Raw genomic sequence first — 17,533 nt, forward strand, 5'->3', positions numbered from 1 at the left:
GCCTTTGCAGGCGCCTGGTCATTCTGCAGTTCAAGCCGTCACCGTAAACAGATGAAGGGGCATAGCGGGTCCCAAAAAAACTGGTTACAGGTCACACAGGCTGCGTCCGGGAAAAGCGCGCCATGATCGGTTGTGCCACCTTCGGGAAGCATTCCTCCTTTATCAATCCGATCCTGGACGTTCCAGATGTACCTGAGCTCATCCCGGCCGGCGCGGGAGTCGTGAACCTTCAGGCGTTGGTGCGGCGTTTTTTCGGGTTTCTTGATGATTTTTCCTGTGTGCCAACCATAGGGGACGAGCGGGTAGGGCGCTGCCATCGTCAAATGTGCCACTCCGGACGCCGGCCATGCCGACGGCCCTGTGGATGGGCCGTGCATGGTCGCGCTGTGGCCGATCCGGCCCTTACGGAAAAAGCCCTGGCGTTCGGCCAGCGGCCCTCAGTGGGGCAGGAAGTGGCCTCCGTTGACATCCAGCTGTGCGCCGGTAATGGCCTTGGCGTAGTCGCTGGCCAGATACAGCGCGGCCATGGCGCAGTCGTGGTCCTCGGGGATTTTGCGCAACGCAATCTGCTGCGCGACCTGGTCGATCAGCGACGCTATCGGGACGCCGAGGCGCTTGGCTTCGCCCTCGAAGTAGCCGATCACCGGCGCGCCCCACATCCAGCCCATGAAGGTGGAGTTGACACGGATGCCAAACGGGCCGAGGTCCTGGGCCAGGTACTGCACGGCGGTTTTCAATGCACCCTTGGAGACGGCATAGCCGGATTCCAGCTGGTTGGGAGTGCGGGTGGCCATGGTGTTGATCATGACGATGCTGCCCGACTTCTGTTGTTTCATCTGTGGCAGCACGGCCTGGGTCATGTGCATGGTGCCGAACAGGTTGACGTCCATGGTCTTGCGCCAGTCGTCCATTGACGACTCGGAGGAGCTGCCCCATGCGCCATGGGCGTAGGCCGAGTTGATCAATACGTCGATCTGGCCGAAGTGCTCGACCGTCAGCTCGGCGAGTGCCTGGCACTGTTCGGCCAGGGCGATGTCGGTGGGGACTTTCAGCACCGGAGTGCTGTAGCCGGCGTCGCGGACGGCCTTTTCAGCCTGGTCCAGTTTGCCAGGGGTGCGGGTGGCCAACACCACGGCCTGCGCCTGATATTGCGCGGCACGCACGGCCAGTTTGATGCCCAGGCCAGGGCCAATGCCTGAAATGATGACGACTTTGTCTTTCAGCAACATGGCAACTACCTTCTTGTTGTTTTGCTCATGAATGGGGCTTTCAGGTGCGGCTGGCGTGCAGTTCTTCGGCACGTCGCTTCAGATCCAGGGCCATCTGGTCGAAGCCGACTTTTACCCAGGCTCCGTGTTCACGCATGATCGTGTCCTGGTTCAGGCCAAGGAAAATGTCAGTGGTGAAGTAGCTGCAGCGATTGGCGTCGAGCGCTTCGATGTATTGATCGCGGCGAGCGGCGTCCATGTTTTCCGGGACCGGGCGCTGCTCCCAGGACAGCAGTCGTTCCGGCTCGCAGGCCACCAGGTATTCGTTGACCGGGACGGTGCCGTCGGTACCGGGGATACGGACCTGCATATGCACTGGAGCGCCCAGCTGCAGGCTGCAGATAATGCTCGGACAAAAGCTGTTCCACTCGTGGTACTTGTCCAGGTCGATCAGCACCTCCCAGACCACACGGGCAGGGGCGTTAATTTCCACCTTGTGGGATGTCACGATGTTTGCGGCTTTGGCCATGGTTCCTCCGGCGAGGTCAGTGGTTGGCGTTCAAATGACGGGCGCGATATGCCTGATAGTCCTCGGTCATCTGTGCTTCATTCAGACCGAAACGTTCCAGGCTGTAGTCGTGGCTGGCGCGCTTTTCCCGTCGGTTCTGCGATAGCCAGGCCTGTGCGTCGGTGCGCGCCTTGTCGGTGAACGGCAGGTTGGCGAAGGCGTAGATCCGCTCCAGAACCTGCATCGGCTGGTTCACGGTGTCGGCGAAGTGGATATCGAGGAAGCGCTCGGCCGCGTGTTGCTCGCGAACCTGCATGGTGTGACGGATGCCCCGCGCCATGCGGCTGTTCCACTGGTCGCCAGCGTTCTTCGGGTCCGGGTTGTCGCTGTACATCTGCCACAAGGTGTACGCCATGCTGGCCATCGAGGGAATTGTCTGCGCCGGTTCGCGGTGGGTCAGGATCACCTGCGCGTCCGGGAAGACATCCAGCAGCAGGTCCAGAGTGTGCAAGTGTTGCGGGGCCTTGAGCAGCCAGCGTTGACCGGCGGGTTCGCCGCGCTGTTCTTTTTGCCACTGCAGAAACTGCAGCATTTTTTTCAACTGGGTGTAGACCGGTCGCTGATCCTGGCGATCCAGCCAACGGGTATAGCTGGGCACGTTGACGTAGGCGTCCATGGCGCACATGAACGAGTGTTCCATGAGCATGAACTCTTCGTCGCAGAGCATCGCGTCCAGCGGGTGGATGGCGAGAATCTGGGGAATAACCCGAGCCATCAGCTCGACCTCGGCCTTGGCCCGGGCGATGCGCATGGCCGGCTCCGCCAGGGTTTCGTCCGCCAGGGGGGCCGGAAAACGGGTCTCCCACCAGGCCGCCGAATAGAAGCGCCGATCAACCGCCAGGGTGCGTTGCAGCAGGGTGGTGCCGGTGCGCGGCAGGCCGACGATGACCAGCGGATCGTCGATCGGTATCTGGGTGATTTGCGGATAGCGGCTCAGGTAATCCTCGATCAGTAAACGGTTGACCAGTTGCCCCACCAGTCTTTCCTGGAGCAGATACTGGCCGGCCTGTGACAGCTCGGCTTCACTGGCCAGGGCATCGAGCAGCACCTGCAACGACTCGCGATAGTTGTCCTCGCCAAAATTGCGCAGGCCATGGGTGCGGGCGCTGGCGGTGCTCAGCAGGTTGTCGACGCTCAACTCTTCAATCGGCGAATGCGCGTTCATAGGGCCTCCGTGACGTCCGCCAGGTTGACTACCTGGGTGGTTGGATGGCATTGCTCTTGGGCGCCGACCCAGCGCAGGCACAGGGTGCCCTGGCGGATGCCGGCGGTTTGCAGCCAGTTGTTCACCCCCGGGTCTTGCTCGCTCAGGACCAGGGTCACGCCGCCGTTAGCGTCGTGTTGCGCCTGGTGCTTGTTGAGGCAAATCTGGTGGTAGCGGTAGTCCAGCGACTCCATCCAGTAGTTGTTGATCTGCAAGTTCCAGAAGTCGCACTCCGGAACCTTGTCGATGTGGATGACCAATGCCTGGTCCTCGGCCAGCGCCCAATGCGAGTGGTAGTAGAAAATGTTCGGGTCACCGCCCACGGACTGACACAGCGCCTGGTTGGCCGGTGGCAATTGATTGCTGTGCGGCAGGTAGCTTTGGCTCCAGTCGGCGAACAACCGGGCGGTGTTCTCGACGAAACTGGAGACCCGCGCCAGGCCTTGCTGGAAGGTCGCCGGGTCGAGGGCTTGCGGCTTGGCATCGCTGCCGATGCGCTCGATGCTCAGTTTGGCCGGCACTTCGCTGCGGCGGTCGAGAAAAGTCTGGCGCACGATCAGCGCGTTGCTGGCGTCTTCCATTTTCAGCCAGTTACCCGGTTGTGGCTCACGGCTGAGGATGATTTCGAAGTGCCCCTGGGCATCGATCTCTAGCTGGCTGGCGTCGATGAAACCGGTCTGGATCAGGGTGCCATCGGTTTCATAACCGCCTTTCTGGGTGCCGAAGCTCAGGTAGGCGACACTGCCGCGCTGACCCTTGATGCGGTATTCCAGCGTGCCGTCCAGGCGCGAATATTCGTAGAGATTATCGGGGTTGTCGGCGCCGATCTTCGCGGTCTCGTGGGAGGTCTTGAAGAAACTCGGGAACGCCGGGTCGGCAAACTCGATGTGCATTTCCAGGCCGATACGCAGCAGGCGAGTGAGGTAGCGGAAACCTTCGGCGCGGGTAGCCGCATCGGCGGGCGCTTCAGGGCGCAGGATCTGTTCGCCGCAACGCTTGAGATGGTCGCAGAAGGTGGCCCAGGTCTGGCCAGTTAGCAGGTGTTGTTCGTCAATCGAGCTGATGGTCATTGTTAGACTCTCTTGAGCTGGTGGAACCCGGACCGTGGGCGCCCTCGCAGGGCGCTCGCGACAGGTTCATCGGCCCCCGACAGGGGCTCGGCTTTACTCGTCCCGGGTTCTGTGGGAGTACCCGAGGCGATCGTTAAACGCCCGGCGAGCCGGGCGCCATGGCTATTGCTCAGCGATGATGCCGCGCTCGGTCAGTACCCTGATGATGCGATCCACGGCCTTCTCCGGTGTCAGCGTGCAGGTTTCGATATGGATGTCCGGCTTATCCGGCACTTCGTAGGGTGAGTCGATGCCGGTGAAGTTCTTCAGTTCGCCACGGCGGACTTTCTTGTACAGGCCCTTCGGGTCGCGCTCCTCGGCCACCGACAACGGCGTGTCGACGAAGATCTCGATGAACTCGCCCTCCTGCAGCAGGCCGCGCGCCATTTCGCGCTCGGAACGAAATGGCGAAATGAACGCGGTCAACACGATCAGCCCGGCGTCGACCAACAGCTTCGAGACCTCGGCCACCCGGCGGATGTTTTCCACACGATCGGCATCGGTGAAGCCCAGGTCGCGATTGAGCCCATGACGCACGTTGTCGCCGTCGAGCAGGTAAGTGCTGCGACCGCGAGCATAGAGACGGGTTTCCAACAGGTTGGCGATGGCCGACTTGCCGGCGCCGGACAAGCCGGTGAACCACAGCAGCACCGGTCGCTGGCCCAACTGTTCGGCGCGGGATTTCTTGTTCACGTCCACGTGCTGCATGTGGATGTTCTGCGAGCGGCGCAGAGAGAACTCGATCAGGCCCGCGCCTACGGTGGCATTGGTCAGGCGGTTGATGAGGATGAAACTGCCGGTCTCGCGGTTGTCCTTGTAGGCATCGAAAGCGATCGGCTGGCTGGTGAACAGGTTGCACACGCCGATTTCGTTCAGCGCCAGTTCCTTGGCAGCCAAGTGCTCCATGGTGTTGACGTTGACCTTGTACTTGGGCGCCGACAAGGTCACCGGCAACGTCTTGCCACCGATCTTCATCAGGTAGGGCCGACCGGCGAGCATGGGCTGCTCGTGCATCCAGATCAGGCTGACCTGGAACTGGTCGGCGACGCTGGTCGGATCTTCGGCGCTCGACAGCACATCGCCGCGGCTGCAATCGACTTCGTCGCTCAGGGTCAGGGTGATCGACTGTCCGGCCACGGCTTGTTGCAAGTCACCGTCGAGGGTGACGATGCGCGAGATATGGCTCTGTTGTCCGCCCGGCAACACACGCACGCGGTCGCCGGGACGAATCACGCCGCTGGCGATGGTGCCGGTGAAACCCCGGAAATCCAGATTGGGCCGGTTGACCCACTGCACCGGCATGCGGAAGGCCAGCTTCTGTTGGCGTGCCTCGTCGATCTCGACGGTTTCCAGGAAGCCCATCAACGTGGTGCCGCGGTACCACGGCATGTGCTCACTCTTTTCGGTGATGTTGTCACCGCGCAGCGCCGACATCGGAATCGCGGTGAAGTCCTGCAGATCGATCTGCCTGGCGAAGGCGCGATAGTCATCGACGATGCTGTTGAAGACTTTCTCCGAGTAGTCCATCAAGTCCATCTTGTTGACGGCCAGCACTACTTTGCGAATGCCGATCAGCGAGGCCAGAAAGCTGTGGCGCCGGGACTGGGTCAGCACGCCGCGCCGGGCATCGATCATCACCACGGCGACATCGGCGGTGGAGGCGCCGGTCACCATGTTGCGGGTGTACTGCTCATGGCCAGGGGTGTCGGCGACAATGAATTTGCGTCGCCCGGTGGAGAAGAAACTATAGGCCACGTCGATGGTGATGCCTTGTTCGCGTTCCGCGGCCAGGCCATCCACCAACAGGGCGAAGTCCAGTTCGCCACCCTGGGTGCCGTCTTTTTTCGAGTCGGCTTCCAGGGCTTCCATCTGGTCTTCGAACAGCATCTTCGAATCAAAGAGCAGGCGCCCGATCAGCGTGCTCTTGCCATCGTCGACACTGCCGCAGGTGATGAAACGCAGCAGGCTCTTGTGCTCGTGGGCCTTGAGGTACTGCTCGATATCCTCGGCGATCAGCTCGGATACATGTGCCATCAGAAATACCCCTCTTGTTTTTTCTTCTCCATCGATGCAGACGCGTCGTGGTCGATCATTCGCCCCTGACGCTCGGATGTGCGGGTCAGCAGCATTTCCTGAATGATCTTGGGCAGGGTGTCGGCATCGGACTCGACGGCGCCGGTGAGGGGGTAGCAGCCCAGGGTACGGAAGCGCACGTTGCGGATCATCGGCACTTCGCCGGGGTTGAGCGGCATGCGCTCGTCGTCGACCATGATCAGCATGCCGTCGCGCTCGACCACCGGGCGCGGCGCGGCGAAGTACAGGGGCACGATCGGAATGTTTTCCAGGTGGATGTACTGCCAGATGTCCAGCTCGGTCCAGTTGGACAGTGGGAACACGCGGATCGACTCGCCTTTGTGCTTGCGCGTGTTGTACAGGTGCCAGAGTTCCGGGCGCTGGTTCTTCGGGTCCCAGCGATGCTGGTCGGAGCGGAAGGAAAAGATCCGCTCCTTGGCCCGGGATTTCTCCTCGTCACGGCGGGCGCCGCCAAAGGCCGCGTCGAAGCCGTAATGGTCCAGTGCCTGTTTCAGACCTTCGGTCTTCATGATGTCGGTGTGGATCTGTGACCCGTGCTTGAACGGGCTGATCCCCATTTCAAGGCCCTCGGGGTTAATGTGGGTCATCAGCTCGACCTTGAGTTTGGCCACCATCTGATCGCGGAAGCGATACATCTCCTGGAACTTCCAGGTGGTGTCCACATGCAACAAAGGGAAGGGCGGCCTGGCCGGGTAGAAGGCTTTCATCGCCAGGTGCAGCATGACCGCGCTGTCCTTGCCGACGGAGTAAAGCATCACCGGGTTGTCGGATTCGGCGACGACTTCACGCATCGCCTGGATGCTTTCGGCTTCCAGTCTCTGTAAGTGGGTAAGCGTCATGGAGGTGTCCTTCGCTTTTTGTTGTTGTCGTTTATCAACGTACAACTGGCGCGGCTCGGACTTATGCGCGACTTGATGTTTTAACATCAGGCGCAACATCTGCAGCATGGGGTCGCTGGGGCGGGCGAGTGGGGCGGCGGTCGGGAGGGCCAGAGCACCGCGCGCGGCCTGCCGGTTGACGTGGGCTGCCAGCTCGCGGGCGCCCTTGAGCATGTCGTTGGCTTCAGGCAGATGGAACAGATGAAAGCATTCGTTGCGTTCGCCGGCCCAGCTGATGAAGGTCGCGGCACGCTGCCAGTGCATGCCCGAGAGCAGGGCGAAGACCTTGCGCTTGGCGCTGCGGTAGAGGCGGTCGAAGAACTCTTCCAGATGGGGGGCGCGTAGCTTGCCCTCATAGGGCAGCCAGAGCACCTTGCCGCGATTGCTCACCGCTCGCAGCAGGCCATGACGGAGTTTGCCCGGGTCGTTGCGTGCACCGTAGTCGTCGATCCAGTAGATCTCGCCGTTCTGCGCGCGGGCCTGATCGAGGATGTGGCGGTAAGTGTCGCGGTACCAGCGCTGCACCGCTGCCGAGGCATTGGCGACACGCTTGGCCGGACGCTCGGCATTCAACTGCCAGCGTTGCAGGTAATGGGCGGCGGTTCGGTCTGGCAGGTCGATCCCGTGCAAGCGCCTTACCAGCGCCTGCGTGGCCTCCAGTTGCCACAGCAGGCACGGCAAGTCGTGGCGTTCCGGCGGCGTGCTGACCAACAGCCGGTAGATGTTTTTCTCCTGCTCCGCCGAAAGGCTCCGGCCTTCGCCCTCCTTGCGCCCGCGCTTACGCACGGGCACGGCATCCCAGCCGCCGGCCTGCCACGCCTTGTAAGCGGCGATGATGGTCGGTGAAGACAGGCCGGTGTCCTGACGGATGACCTTGAGCGTACTGCCGGCAATGCGCAGTTGCACGGCACGCAGGCGCAGGCGGTTGATCTGGAGAACGGACAACTGATTGCCGCGGGACACGGGAACTCCTGTCAAACATCCATTTGCTGAGTGGCGATGAAGCGGACGTCTGTACTGTTCCCTGATTCGAAAAGCGGCGCATAGGCCGAACGGACCATACGTAGAGTAAAAACAGGAGCACTCCCATGAACGCGTCAATGACCGTCCTGCTCGAAGATGTCATCGACATTGCTCGCGAAGCGGGCGAGCTGGTGATGCAGGTGTATCGCTCGGATTTCGAGGTGCGCGGCAAGCTCGATGCTTCCCCGGTGACCGAGGCCGATGAGCGCGCCGAAGCCTTGATTCTGCGGGCGCTGGCAGCACTTACACCGCACATTCCGGTGATCTCCGAAGAGGCCGCCACGGCCGGCCAGGTGCCTGAAATCGGTCAACGTTTCTGGCTGGTGGACCCACTCGACGGGACCCGGGAATTCATTCATCGCAACGGCGAGTTCACCGTCAATATCGCGCTGATCGACAATGGCGAGCCGGTGCTGGGCGTGGTTTTGGCGCCTGCGTTGGAGCGATTGTTCGCCGGGGGGAGGGGGTGCGGCGCCTTTATCGAACGGGCCGGGCAGCGTCAACCTATCGAATGCCGGGCCGTCTCGGAAGACGGCCTGGACATTGTCGCCAGCCGCTCCCATGGCGATGCCGAGGCGCTGGAAAAATTCCTCGAGCGACGCAAAGTACGCTCACTGAAAAATGCCGGCTCATCCCTGAAGATTTGCCTGGTGGCCGCCGGCGAGGCAGACCTTTATCCACGCCTGGGACGCACCATGGAGTGGGATATCGCCGCGGGTCATGCGGTGCTGCTGGCCGCCGGTGGAGAGATCTGCACCTTGGCCGGCGATGTGCTGCGTTATGGCAAGGCGGGTCTGGACAACCCGCATTTCTACGCTCGCGGGCTGTAGCGCCAAGAGCCCGGTATCGGTCCGACTTGCCACTCCAGGCGCTTGGCCTCGATGCCCTGATTGGCCTGGGCCAGGGCATCGAGGCCTGATGGTGCCTGGCGGCCAGCAACTCGTTCATCTGCGCCAGTTTGAACCCCACCGACTGGGCGCAGGACAATCTTCGACAGGGATAAGCGCCACCTCTCTAGGCGTGCAAATGCTTTTTCAGGAACGACCGGGTTCGTTCGTGAGTCGGGTTCTGCAGGATCTCTTGTGGCGCGCCTTCCTCGACCACCACGCCACCGTCCATGAAGATGATCCGGTCCGCCACTTCGCCGGCAAAGCGCATTTCATGGGTGACGATCAACATGGTCATGTGTTCGGCGGCGAGTTGCTTCATGACCTGGTTGACCTCTTCCACCAGCTCGGGGTCCAGCGCCGAGGTGGCTTCATCGAACAGCATGACCTTGGGGCGCATCGCCAGGGCCCTGGCAATGGCCACGCGCTGTTTCTGCCCGCCGGACAGGCGAGAAGGGTACTCGTCGAACTTGTTGGCCAGGCCGACTTTCGACAGGTACTCCATGGCCAGCTCGCGAGCGGCTGGCCGGGTCAGCCCTTTGAGCTTGATCGGGCCGAGGGCGATGTTTTCATGCACGGTCAGGTGCGGAAACAGGTTGAAGTGCTGGAACACCATGCCCATCTGCTGGCGCACGCTATTGATGTGCTGTTCAAAGGCTCGACCTTTCAAGGGCCGGTTGACGTGTTCGCCTTCCAGCCAGATCTCCCCCTCGTTCAGTACTTCCAGGTGGTTGATCGAGCGCAGCAGGGTGCTTTTGCCCGAACCACTGGGGCCGATGATGGCGATGATCTGCCCGCGCGAGACAGACAGATCGATGCCTTTGAGCACTTCAAGTGCGCCATACGCCTTGCGCGCGCCCTTGACTTCAACCATGAGCTTTTCGGTGGTCATCGTGACATCTCTACCTTGGTTTCAAGAAGGTGCAGGCCGGCTTCCAGGACAAGATTGACCGCGTAGTAAATCACCGCGACGGCCAGATAGAACTCGAACGGGCTGTAGGTTTCGCTCACGGCGCGCTGGGCGCTGTAGACCAGTTCGGCAATGCCGATGATCGACACCAGGGAGGTGTCCTTGAGCAGCACGATCAGGTTGTTGCCCAGGGGCGCGAGGGTACTGCGCAGGGCTTGCGGCACAATCACGTAGCGCTGGGCTTGGCTGCGGCTCAGGCCAATGGAGCGCGCGCCTTCAATCTGGCCCGGGTCGACCGACAGGACTCCGGCACGAATGACGTCGGCGTTGTAGACGGCGAAGTGCAGGCTCAGGCCGATGATGCCAGCGATCAATGCCGGGATATCGATCCCCACTTGCACCAGGCCGTAATAGATCAGGTACAGCTGAAGCAGCAAAGGTGTGCCCATCAGCAGCCAGGTCAGGAAACGAATGGGCAGGGAGACCAGTTTGGGGGTGTAGATCACGATCAGGGCAAAGGCTATTCCGGCAATCAGGCTCAATACACTGGAGCAGAGGAACAAGACGATGGTCCACCAGAGCCCGGTGGCCAGCAGCTCGGAATAGGGGGTGAGGATACTGAGATCGAGGCTTTGCATTGACGCGTCTCACTTTGCCGCGAAGCGTTTGTCGAGGTGGTCAACCAGCAATCTGACCGTGTAGACCATGGCGATATACAAAATGGCCGACACCATGAAGATCTCGAATGGCTTGTAGGTGGAGCTGATAAAGCGCTGCGCTGTATAGGAGAGCTCCACCACCGAGATGGTCGACACCAGGGCCGAGCCCTTGATCAGCGCGACCGCATTGACCCCCAGTGGCCTGATCATCAGCTTGGCGGTTTGCGGCAGGGTGATCAGCCACAGGGTCTGGCCCTTGCCGAAACCGATTGAGCGGGCCGCTTCGACCTGGCCGGGATCGACGTTGCTGATGGCGCCGCGAATGGATTCGGCCATGTAGGCCGCGATGTTCAGGCCCAGGCCGATGACGCCAGCGGAAAACGGCTCCAGCTCAAGGCCGATCTGCGGGCCGCCAAAGTAGAGGAGGAAGAGTTGGACCAGGCAGGGCGTGCCGCGAAAAACGCTGATGTAGACCCTGGCCAGGCAGCGAAGCAGGAAAAAGCCGGACAGCCGGGCCGCCACCAGCACGATGGCGACCAGCAGGCCCAGCAGCAGTGCCAGTAGCGAAACGTGCACCGTGACCCAGGCCGCCTCCAGAAAAAACGGCAGGGTGCGCTGTATGAGTGTCAGATCCATGGGCAGGCTCGAAAAGGTCAGGTTGACTGGCCCGACCCCAGGTCGAGCCAGGCTGAAGAGGAGTCAGCGAATGTCCTTGCCGATCCACTTCATCGAGATCTTTTCGTAGCTGCCATCGGCGAGCATGTCGTTCAGTGCCTGCTGCATCGCTGCCTTGAGCTCGGGGTTGTTCTTGCGCAGCGCAATGCCCATGCCTTCAACCCCACCGTCACTGTCGGGTGGCGTGATGATGCGCACTTTCTGCCCGGTTTCCTTGACGGCCACCAGTACCGGAACGCTGTCCATCACCAGCGCGTCGAGGCGCCCGGCTTCCAGGTCGACCAGCATCTCGGGAAGCCCTTTGTAGGTCTTGACCTTCAGGTTGCCGCGCGCCCTGGCCCATTTGTCGTGGGCATCGCCGAGGGTGACGCCCACCGTCACATCCTTCAGGTCAGCCAGGCTGTTGATCGGCGAGTCTTCCTTCACCACGATGGTGCGGCCGGCGTGGTAGTAGGGGCCCACGAAATCCACGGCCCTCAGGCGCTCAGGGGTAATGGTCATGGAGGCGATGATGGCGTCGTATTTCTTGGCCAGGAGCCCGGCAATGATCCCGTCGAAGGGCGTGGTGACAATACTGACCTTCACCCCAAGCCGCTGGGCCAGGGCTTCGCTGATGGAGGCGTCGAAGCCGACGATCTGGTTCTGCTCGTTGGCAAAGCTGAAGGGCGAATATTGCCCGCTCATGGCGATGCGAATCTCTTTGGATGCCTGGATCGATTGCAAGTCGTCAGCCTGAGCGGCGGCGGGGCAGAGGAGCGCCGCGGCGGCGACGGTGGATGCGGCAAGCAGACCCTTGAGCGTTCTGGTTAGCATGGGATGGCACCTTTGAAGAATTATTATTTTTTGTTGTGGGCTCTTCACCCTGGCCTCGGGAAAAGCTTTGCACAGGCCAATGCGCAAAGCACCCGGCAAGGTGTCCGCGTGCCGGACACATTGCCGGAGTTGGCCGACATTATGTCGGCCAGCCCGGTTTGGGGCGCTGCGGCCCCGATCCTGTCGCTCTAGCGCAGTGCCGCCTTGAAGCTTTCGTCCAGGACTTCAAGCAGGAAGTCGGCGTTCTTCTGGCTGAAAATCATCGAGGGGCGCATTTTCAGTACGTTGTCGTAGGGGCCTTCGGTGCCGATCAGAATGCCGCGCTCCCGGGCACCATCGGCGACCTTCCTGGCCAGTTGCGTAGCGGGCGCCTTGCTCTTGCGATCGGTGACCAGTTCAATCCCGAGGAACAGCCCCAGGCCGCGTACGTCGCCAATGGCATCGTAGCGCTGCTGCAGGGTGCGAAAGCCATCGAGCAAGTAGTTGCCCACCGTCAGTGCGTTGAGTTTCAGGTTGTCGCGCTCAATCACATCGAGAACGCTGAGCCCCACGGCACAGGAAACCGGGTTGCCGGCGAAGGTGTTGAAGTACTCCATGCCATTGTTGAAGCTGTCTGCGATCTCGCGGGTGGTCACCACTGCCGACATCGGGTGCCCGTTGCCAATGGGCTTGCCCATGGACACCGCATCGGGCACCACGCCCTGGGTTTCAAAGGCCCACCAGTGGCTGCCCACTCGACCAAAGCCGACCTGGACTTCGTCGGCCAGGCACAGGCCGCCCTCGGCACGCACCATGGCATAGACCTCCTGCAAGTAGTTTTCCGGGAAAAACAGTTGCCCGGCGACGCTGGGAATGGACTCCGCCAGAAAGAACGCCGGGCCCCGGCCTTGCTTGCGCATGCTATCGATCTGCTCGGCGACACTTTGCGCGAAACGCTTGCCCAGCTCTTCGAACGGCCAGTGATCCGCTGCGCGGTAGGCATTCGGCACGGCCGCCTCGAATACGTGTTCTGCACGGCCTTTGCCGGCCTTGCGCTTGTACTTGTAGGGGCTCAGGTCGATCAGCTCCTGGGTGGTGCCGTGGTAGGCCCAATCCAGCACGATGGCGTCGTTGCGCCCGGTGTGATTGCGCGCCATGCGCAGCATCAGGCTGTTGGCTTCGCTGCCGGAACAGCCGAAGGAGGCCACCGCCAGGCCTTTGGGCAGGGTCGCGGTGAGGCGTTCGGCGTACTCGACGATGTTGTCGTGCAGGTAACGGGTGTTGGTGTTCAGCCGTGATGCCTGGCGTGCAAGCGCTTGCACCACATCGGGATGGGAGTGGCCCAGGTGGCAGACGTTGTTGAAGCAGTCCAGGTAGGCCCGGCCAAAGTTGTCTATCAACCAGACCCCATCACCGCGCACGAACTTGATCGGGTCCGAGTAGGAAATCGACAAGTTGGGCAGCAGCATTTCCTTACGCTTGGCCACGATTTCCGCTTTGCTTCTGCCTTCCTGGCTGTAGGTTTCCGGGGGGATTCCGGCCAGGGTCGAGGCATCCGGGAACAGGTCGGCCCATACCTCAAGATAGGCGCGCTCACCAACGCCGATGAACTCGCTCGCTTGCAGCTGGGTATCGGTGGACATCTGGAAGTGCACATGGGGCAGCCAGCCGCCGTTTTCCGTGTCCGCGCCCATGTGGCCCACCAGGGCGCCCGCCTCAAGACGGTCCCCGGGCTTGAGGCGGGTCAGCGCTTCGTGGGCCATGTGCCCCCACAGGGTCAGGAACGGCGGGCAGCCCTCAGGCGAATGCTTAAGCATGATCAAGCCGCCATAGCCCAGCGGCTCACGCTCGACCTCGACGCTGCGCACTACGCCGGCAAGCGGTGTGTACAGCGGCGTTCCGGCCGGCATGATCAAGTCGACGCCCAGGTGAATGATCCGACGTTGCCCTGCAATGAAGCGCGATTCAAATGCCGCGTCGGTGTAAATGGTCCGTTCTTCGCCCCAGGGGCCGATGCCCAGTGGCACTTGATGTTCAGCCGCGAAATCGTTCCACCATTTCGCCGCCTCTGCCGGACGCTGCTCGGCGGAGGCGACCGTCAGCACATGGGCGGCATCGGCGAACGGCACAATGGCCTTGTTCAGGGTCGCCGCCGCCGGGTGCACGATGTCCGCGAAGGCGTGGCGGTTTTCATCCACCCAGCGGCGAACCGCCCCGGCGCCTTCTATTGCGTCATAACCGCAGGCCTTGCGCAGGATCGCCGTCGCCAGGCGCGGGTTCATGCGGTCCATTTTTTCCAGCAGGCGCCAGGCCGGGGCTTCGCTGATGGCCAGGTAAGGGTTGTCCTGGGTCTGCTCGTGGCGCGAGGCCGACAAGGTGACGCTGATGACCAGGCGCATGGCGATCAGGTTGAACAGCACGTCCAGCTCTTGCGGCTGCAGCGGGTAGCGCTCGTGGAAACCGGCGGTGAGGGCGGCGGCCGCGCCGATGGGGTCCTCCATGTCGAGAATGGAGTAGGCGCAGGTGATGGCGACTTCGGCAATCAGCACCGTATGCACGGCATCGCCAAAGTCGATGATGCCCGAGACCTGCTGATGAGTCTGCGGGTCGACGAGGATGTTCCAGTCATTGCCGTCATTGTGAATGACCTGCGTGCGCAACCGCGCAAGCCTGGGTTGCACCGTGTTTTCGAACGCGGTGATGAAGCGCTCCAGAATGGCGCGTCGGCCAGGGTCCTTGACGAAATGCAGGCGCGATCTGGAGCGCGCGGCGTGCCGCAGGTCCCAGTCCAGGTCGCGCACCGCACCGGGATGCATGAAGCCCTGCAACGCACGATCCATGTCGGCGAACGACTGGCCCAGGCTGCGCATGAGGGCGAAGGTGCGCTTGACCTCGGCCAGGGGAGTGCCGTGCAGCCAGCTCACCAGGCGCACCGCATGGGTTTCACCGGAGGGCGCCACGGCCGAGGCGAGGAAACCACCGGCAAGGCTCTTCTTCAGCTGCGGCACGGCAAGCTCGGGGTTGTAGCTGGCGAGGTGGCTGAGGATGGCCGTCTGCAGCTCGCTTTCGGCTCGCGGCTCACTCGAATTGACCACCTTCAGAATCCATCCCGCATCGCCTGCAGTGTTCAACCGGTAGTTGCAGTCGCGTTCGCCATCCAGGGGCGAGGCCGTGGCGACGACATTGAAAAGCTGCTCGGCCAGTTGTTCGGCATCGCGGGGCGAGAACTGCGGGGCGGGGTGGGAAAGGTTGGTCATGGTAGTGGTTTTCCAAGTTATTGTTTTCAGTTAGCTTGGCATGCGAAATCCTTGGCGGCAGTAGGTATGCGGTCGGCATTGGCCTGCATATTGTCGGAATCGACCGGCACAAATTCGGTAGTCAAAGTGAGGAGTCTTGATGCGCGACCTGGACGTGAAAGATCGCGAAATACTGGACATTCTGTCTAAAGAAGCGCGGATCGCCCTGAAGGCCCTGGCCGCGAGAATCGGACTGTCCAGAAGCGCCACCAGCGAGCGTGTCCTCAACCTTGAGCGCAATGGCGTGATCAGGGGCTACCGGGCGGATATTGGCGAAATCGACGCCAACGTGATTCGCGCCATGTTTCTGGTGTGCCTGAAGCGCACGCCGGCCATCAGCCTGCTGGACATGCTGGCCCAGCACTCCCAGGTGCGACGCATCTCTTCGGTCAGTGGCCAGCTGGACCTGGTGATCGAGATCGAATCACGCACCATTGATGACCTGAACCGAGTCCGGGATGCCGTAGCCAGTCATGAGTCGGTCGAGGACATCACCACCGCCGTGGTGCTTCGGCGCGACATCGACCGGCAGACTTCCTGATTCTGCGACACGAAGAACGGGCGGGATGTGCCTGCGGGAAGTGCCGGGCACGCCTGCAAAAGCTCTGAAATGCCCGCTTGGCGCCCGTCCCCGACAGCCGGATGTATGAGGGCGGGCCCATTCCCTTGCGGCAATCACCCGCTTCCTACCCTGTACAACGCGCATCGCAAAATCATAAAATGAGAAGCATTATCATTAATGCGAATCTGCCATGCACAACCACAGCCTCTCTTCGCCCGTCGCCCAGTTGTATGCGAACCATCACGACTGGCTGCGGGGCTGGCTGCACCGGCGCCTGGGGCACAGTGCCGATGCCGAGGACCTGGCCCATGACACCTTTATCCGGGTGCTGCGCTCCCAGGAGGATGTGCGTGAGTTGCGCCAGCCCATGGCGTTCCTGGCCACCATTGCCAACGGCCTGCTGATCAATCGCTGGCGCCGCCAGGCGATCGAACGGGCTTATCTGGAAGCCCTGGCGGCGCGGCCAGTGGGGGAGGAGCCTTCGCCGGAGGAGCGGCACCTGATGATCGAGACCCTGTTGCAGCTGGATGCGCTGCTGGTGGGGTTGTCGTCGCGGGTGCGGCAGATCTTCTTTCTGTCCCAGCTCGATGGCCTGACCTATCCGCAGATCGCCGCGCAGTTGAGCCTGAGCGTGGCCCAGGTGCAGCGGGCCATGGGCAAGGCCTTCAGTGTCTGTTACGCGAGCCGTTTTGAATGAGTGGCGCCGCGGTCGATCCCCGGGTGCGGGACAGTGCCATCGATTGGCTGGTGCGGATGCAGTCCGGGCTGATGAGCGCCGCGGACCATCAGGCCTTGCAGCAATGGCGGCAAGCCAGTGCTGAGCATGAGTACGCCTGGCAGCGGGTCAGCAGCTTGCCGCTGATGCTGCAGCCGGGGGCCGAACTGTTGGCCGATGCCACGGCGCGCCGGGCGTTGCAAGCGGCGGGCGCCGATCCGCAGCGACGGCGACAGGTGCTCAAGTGCCTGCTGGCTTTGGGGCTGTTGGGGGGTATTTCCTGGCAGGGGGCGGATTCCACCCTGGTGCGCTCAGCCCTGGCCAGTTATCGCACCGGCGTCGGCGAGCGACGCCATTGGGCCCTGGCCGACGGTGGCTCGCTATGGCTGAACACCGCCAGTGCGGTGAACCTGGACCTGAGCGCCCGGCAGCGCAGCCTGCAATTGATCGAGGGCGAACTGGCCCTGGACACCCCGGCGGGCTCTGCATCCCTGCAACTGTCGACCCCGGATGCGGTGCTCTATAGCCGTGGTGCCAACCTGCTGGTGCGTCACGATCGCCTGGGCACCCAGGTGACGGTGTTGCGCGGGCTGGTGCAGGTGAGCGCACGGCAGCACCCAGCACCGCTGGCGTTGCAGGCCGGCTGGCAAACCCGAGTCGATGGCCGGGGAGCAGGGCGGCCAAGCCCCATCGATACGTTTCTGGCCCAGGCCTGGATGCGCGGCATCCTGCCCGCCGAGCGCATGCGCCTGGATCAGTTGCTGGCAGAGCTGTCGCGCTATCGCCCGGGCTTCTTGCGTTGCAGCGAAGCCGTGGCGGGCCTGCGCGTAACCGGCAGTTTCCAGTTGGACGACACCGATGCCGCCCTGGCCCTGGTAGCCAATACCTTGCCGGTGCGCATCGAGCGAAGAACCCGTTACTGGGTGACCGTGGTGCCGGCCTGAAACTTTTTT

The 17,533-nt window shown here is 62.2% G+C and carries 15 protein-coding genes; 4 read left to right on the forward strand and 11 right to left on the reverse strand.

The window, feature by feature from the left end; translation table 11 throughout:
• Positions 1-437 precede the first annotated feature (437 nt).
• The 6 genes from AC07R1_RS01535 to cysD form a co-directional block, all read right to left on the reverse strand.
• On the reverse strand, positions 438-1,229 hold the full coding sequence (locus tag AC07R1_RS01535; protein WP_072452409.1) for an SDR family oxidoreductase: 792 nt from the start codon (positions 1,227-1,229) through the stop codon (positions 438-440).
• A gap of 40 nt (positions 1,230-1,269) precedes the next feature.
• Positions 1,270-1,737, reverse strand: coding sequence for an SRPBCC domain-containing protein (locus AC07R1_RS01540; protein WP_072452408.1), 468 nt, complete (start codon positions 1,735-1,737; stop codon positions 1,270-1,272).
• 16 nt (positions 1,738-1,753) lie between these two features.
• Positions 1,754-2,941, reverse strand: coding sequence for a sulfotransferase family protein (locus AC07R1_RS01545; protein WP_495110015.1), 1,188 nt, complete (start codon positions 2,939-2,941; stop codon positions 1,754-1,756).
• Positions 2,938-4,050, reverse strand: coding sequence for a DUF1214 domain-containing protein (locus AC07R1_RS01550; protein ID WP_207239057.1), 1,113 nt, complete (start codon positions 4,048-4,050; stop codon positions 2,938-2,940). The genes AC07R1_RS01545 and AC07R1_RS01550 overlap by 4 nt, the downstream gene beginning before the upstream one ends.
• Positions 4,051-4,212: 162 nt before the next feature.
• Entirely contained in the window at positions 4,213-6,123 is a 1,911-nt protein-coding gene (gene cysN, locus AC07R1_RS01555) for a sulfate adenylyltransferase subunit CysN (protein ID WP_495110016.1), read from the reverse strand.
• Positions 6,123-7,325, reverse strand: coding sequence for a sulfate adenylyltransferase subunit CysD (gene cysD / locus AC07R1_RS01560; protein ID WP_495110277.1), 1,203 nt, complete (start codon positions 7,323-7,325; stop codon positions 6,123-6,125). The genes cysN and cysD overlap by 1 nt, the downstream gene beginning before the upstream one ends.
• Positions 7,326-8,149: 824 nt before the next feature.
• On the opposite strand from cysD, the gene cysQ reads away from it, so the two are divergent.
• A complete protein-coding gene (cysQ, locus tag AC07R1_RS01565; protein ID WP_262213230.1) occupies positions 8,150-8,914 on the forward strand; it encodes a 3'(2'),5'-bisphosphate nucleotidase CysQ in 765 nt (254 codons plus the stop codon).
• Between the two features lie 184 nt (positions 8,915-9,098).
• Here the strand turns inward: cysQ and AC07R1_RS01570 are convergent, their stop codons facing one another.
• The 5 genes from AC07R1_RS01570 to AC07R1_RS01590 all read right to left on the reverse strand — a co-directional run bounded on the left by AC07R1_RS01570 (position 9,099) and on the right by AC07R1_RS01590 (position 15,264).
• Entirely contained in the window at positions 9,099-9,863 is a 765-nt protein-coding gene (locus AC07R1_RS01570) for an amino acid ABC transporter ATP-binding protein (protein ID WP_047285775.1), read from the reverse strand.
• On the reverse strand, positions 9,860-10,519 hold the full coding sequence (locus AC07R1_RS01575) for an amino acid ABC transporter permease (RefSeq protein ID WP_495110017.1): 660 nt from the start codon (positions 10,517-10,519) through the stop codon (positions 9,860-9,862). The genes AC07R1_RS01570 and AC07R1_RS01575 overlap by 4 nt, the downstream gene beginning before the upstream one ends.
• Positions 10,520-10,528: 9 nt before the next feature.
• Complete coding sequence (locus tag AC07R1_RS01580) at positions 10,529-11,176, reverse strand: amino acid ABC transporter permease (RefSeq protein ID WP_011060659.1); 648 nt, start codon at positions 11,174-11,176, stop codon at positions 10,529-10,531.
• A gap of 63 nt (positions 11,177-11,239) precedes the next feature.
• The gene (locus AC07R1_RS01585; protein ID WP_495110018.1) at positions 11,240-12,028 is read right to left on the reverse strand and encodes an ABC transporter substrate-binding protein; all 789 of its coding nucleotides are present in this window, start codon (positions 12,026-12,028) and stop codon (positions 11,240-11,242) included.
• 188 nt (positions 12,029-12,216) lie between these two features.
• Positions 12,217-15,264, reverse strand: a complete 3,048-nt coding sequence (locus AC07R1_RS01590) for an aminotransferase class III-fold pyridoxal phosphate-dependent enzyme (RefSeq protein ID WP_495110019.1) — start codon at positions 15,262-15,264, stop codon at positions 12,217-12,219.
• A gap of 139 nt (positions 15,265-15,403) precedes the next feature.
• On the opposite strand from AC07R1_RS01590, the gene AC07R1_RS01595 reads away from it, so the two are divergent.
• The 3 genes from AC07R1_RS01595 (at position 15,404) to AC07R1_RS01605 (ending at position 17,524) form a co-directional block, all read left to right on the forward strand.
• Positions 15,404-15,844, forward strand: coding sequence for an Lrp/AsnC family transcriptional regulator (locus AC07R1_RS01595; protein WP_011060662.1), 441 nt, complete (start codon positions 15,404-15,406; stop codon positions 15,842-15,844).
• Positions 15,845-16,055: 211 nt separating this feature from the next.
• Positions 16,056-16,562 (forward strand): sigma-70 family RNA polymerase sigma factor, encoded by a 507-nt coding sequence (locus AC07R1_RS01600; RefSeq protein ID WP_495110020.1) that lies wholly within the window; start codon positions 16,056-16,058, stop codon positions 16,560-16,562.
• Positions 16,559-17,524 carry a FecR domain-containing protein gene (locus tag AC07R1_RS01605; protein WP_495110021.1) on the forward strand — a complete coding sequence of 322 codons (966 nt, stop codon included), beginning with the start codon at positions 16,559-16,561 and terminating at the stop codon, positions 17,522-17,524. Before AC07R1_RS01600 ends, AC07R1_RS01605 begins: the two co-directional genes overlap by 4 nt.
• The last annotated feature ends 9 nt before the right edge of the window (positions 17,525-17,533 follow it).

Source organism: Pseudomonas sp. GW821-FHT07F01, from assembly GCF_059418825.1.

Excerpts from the sequence above, each read along its gene's own strand:
- AC07R1_RS01580 (WP_011060659.1), bottom strand. The coding sequence starts at position 11,176 with ATGGATCTGACACTCATACAGCGCACCCTGCCGTTTTTTCTGGAGGCG.
- cysQ (WP_262213230.1), top strand. The coding sequence starts at position 8,150 with ATGAACGCGTCAATGACCGTCCTGCTCGAAGATGTCATCGACATTGCT.
- cysN (WP_495110016.1), bottom strand. The coding sequence starts at position 6,123 with ATGGCACATGTATCCGAGCTGATCGCCGAGGATATCGAGCAGTACCTC.
- AC07R1_RS01550 (WP_207239057.1), bottom strand. The coding sequence starts at position 4,050 with ATGACCATCAGCTCGATTGACGAACAACACCTGCTAACTGGCCAGACC.
- AC07R1_RS01605 (WP_495110021.1), top strand. The coding sequence starts at position 16,559 with ATGAGTGGCGCCGCGGTCGATCCCCGGGTGCGGGACAGTGCCATCGAT.
- AC07R1_RS01590 (WP_495110019.1), bottom strand. The coding sequence starts at position 15,264 with ATGACCAACCTTTCCCACCCCGCCCCGCAGTTCTCGCCCCGCGATGCC.
- AC07R1_RS01535 (WP_072452409.1), bottom strand. The coding sequence starts at position 1,229 with ATGTTGCTGAAAGACAAAGTCGTCATCATTTCAGGCATTGGCCCTGGC.
- AC07R1_RS01585 (WP_495110018.1), bottom strand. The coding sequence starts at position 12,028 with ATGCTAACCAGAACGCTCAAGGGTCTGCTTGCCGCATCCACCGTCGCC.
- AC07R1_RS01575 (WP_495110017.1), bottom strand. The coding sequence starts at position 10,519 with ATGCAAAGCCTCGATCTCAGTATCCTCACCCCCTATTCCGAGCTGCTG.
- AC07R1_RS01540 (WP_072452408.1), bottom strand. The coding sequence starts at position 1,737 with ATGGCCAAAGCCGCAAACATCGTGACATCCCACAAGGTGGAAATTAAC.
- AC07R1_RS01595 (WP_011060662.1), top strand. The coding sequence starts at position 15,404 with ATGCGCGACCTGGACGTGAAAGATCGCGAAATACTGGACATTCTGTCT.
- AC07R1_RS01545 (WP_495110015.1), bottom strand. The coding sequence starts at position 2,941 with ATGAACGCGCATTCGCCGATTGAAGAGTTGAGCGTCGACAACCTGCTG.
- AC07R1_RS01570 (WP_047285775.1), bottom strand. The coding sequence starts at position 9,863 with ATGACCACCGAAAAGCTCATGGTTGAAGTCAAGGGCGCGCGCAAGGCG.
- AC07R1_RS01600 (WP_495110020.1), top strand. The coding sequence starts at position 16,056 with ATGCACAACCACAGCCTCTCTTCGCCCGTCGCCCAGTTGTATGCGAAC.
- cysD (WP_495110277.1), bottom strand. The coding sequence starts at position 7,325 with ATGCACTGGCAGCGTGCCGCGACCTTCATCAGCTGGGCCGGCGAACGC.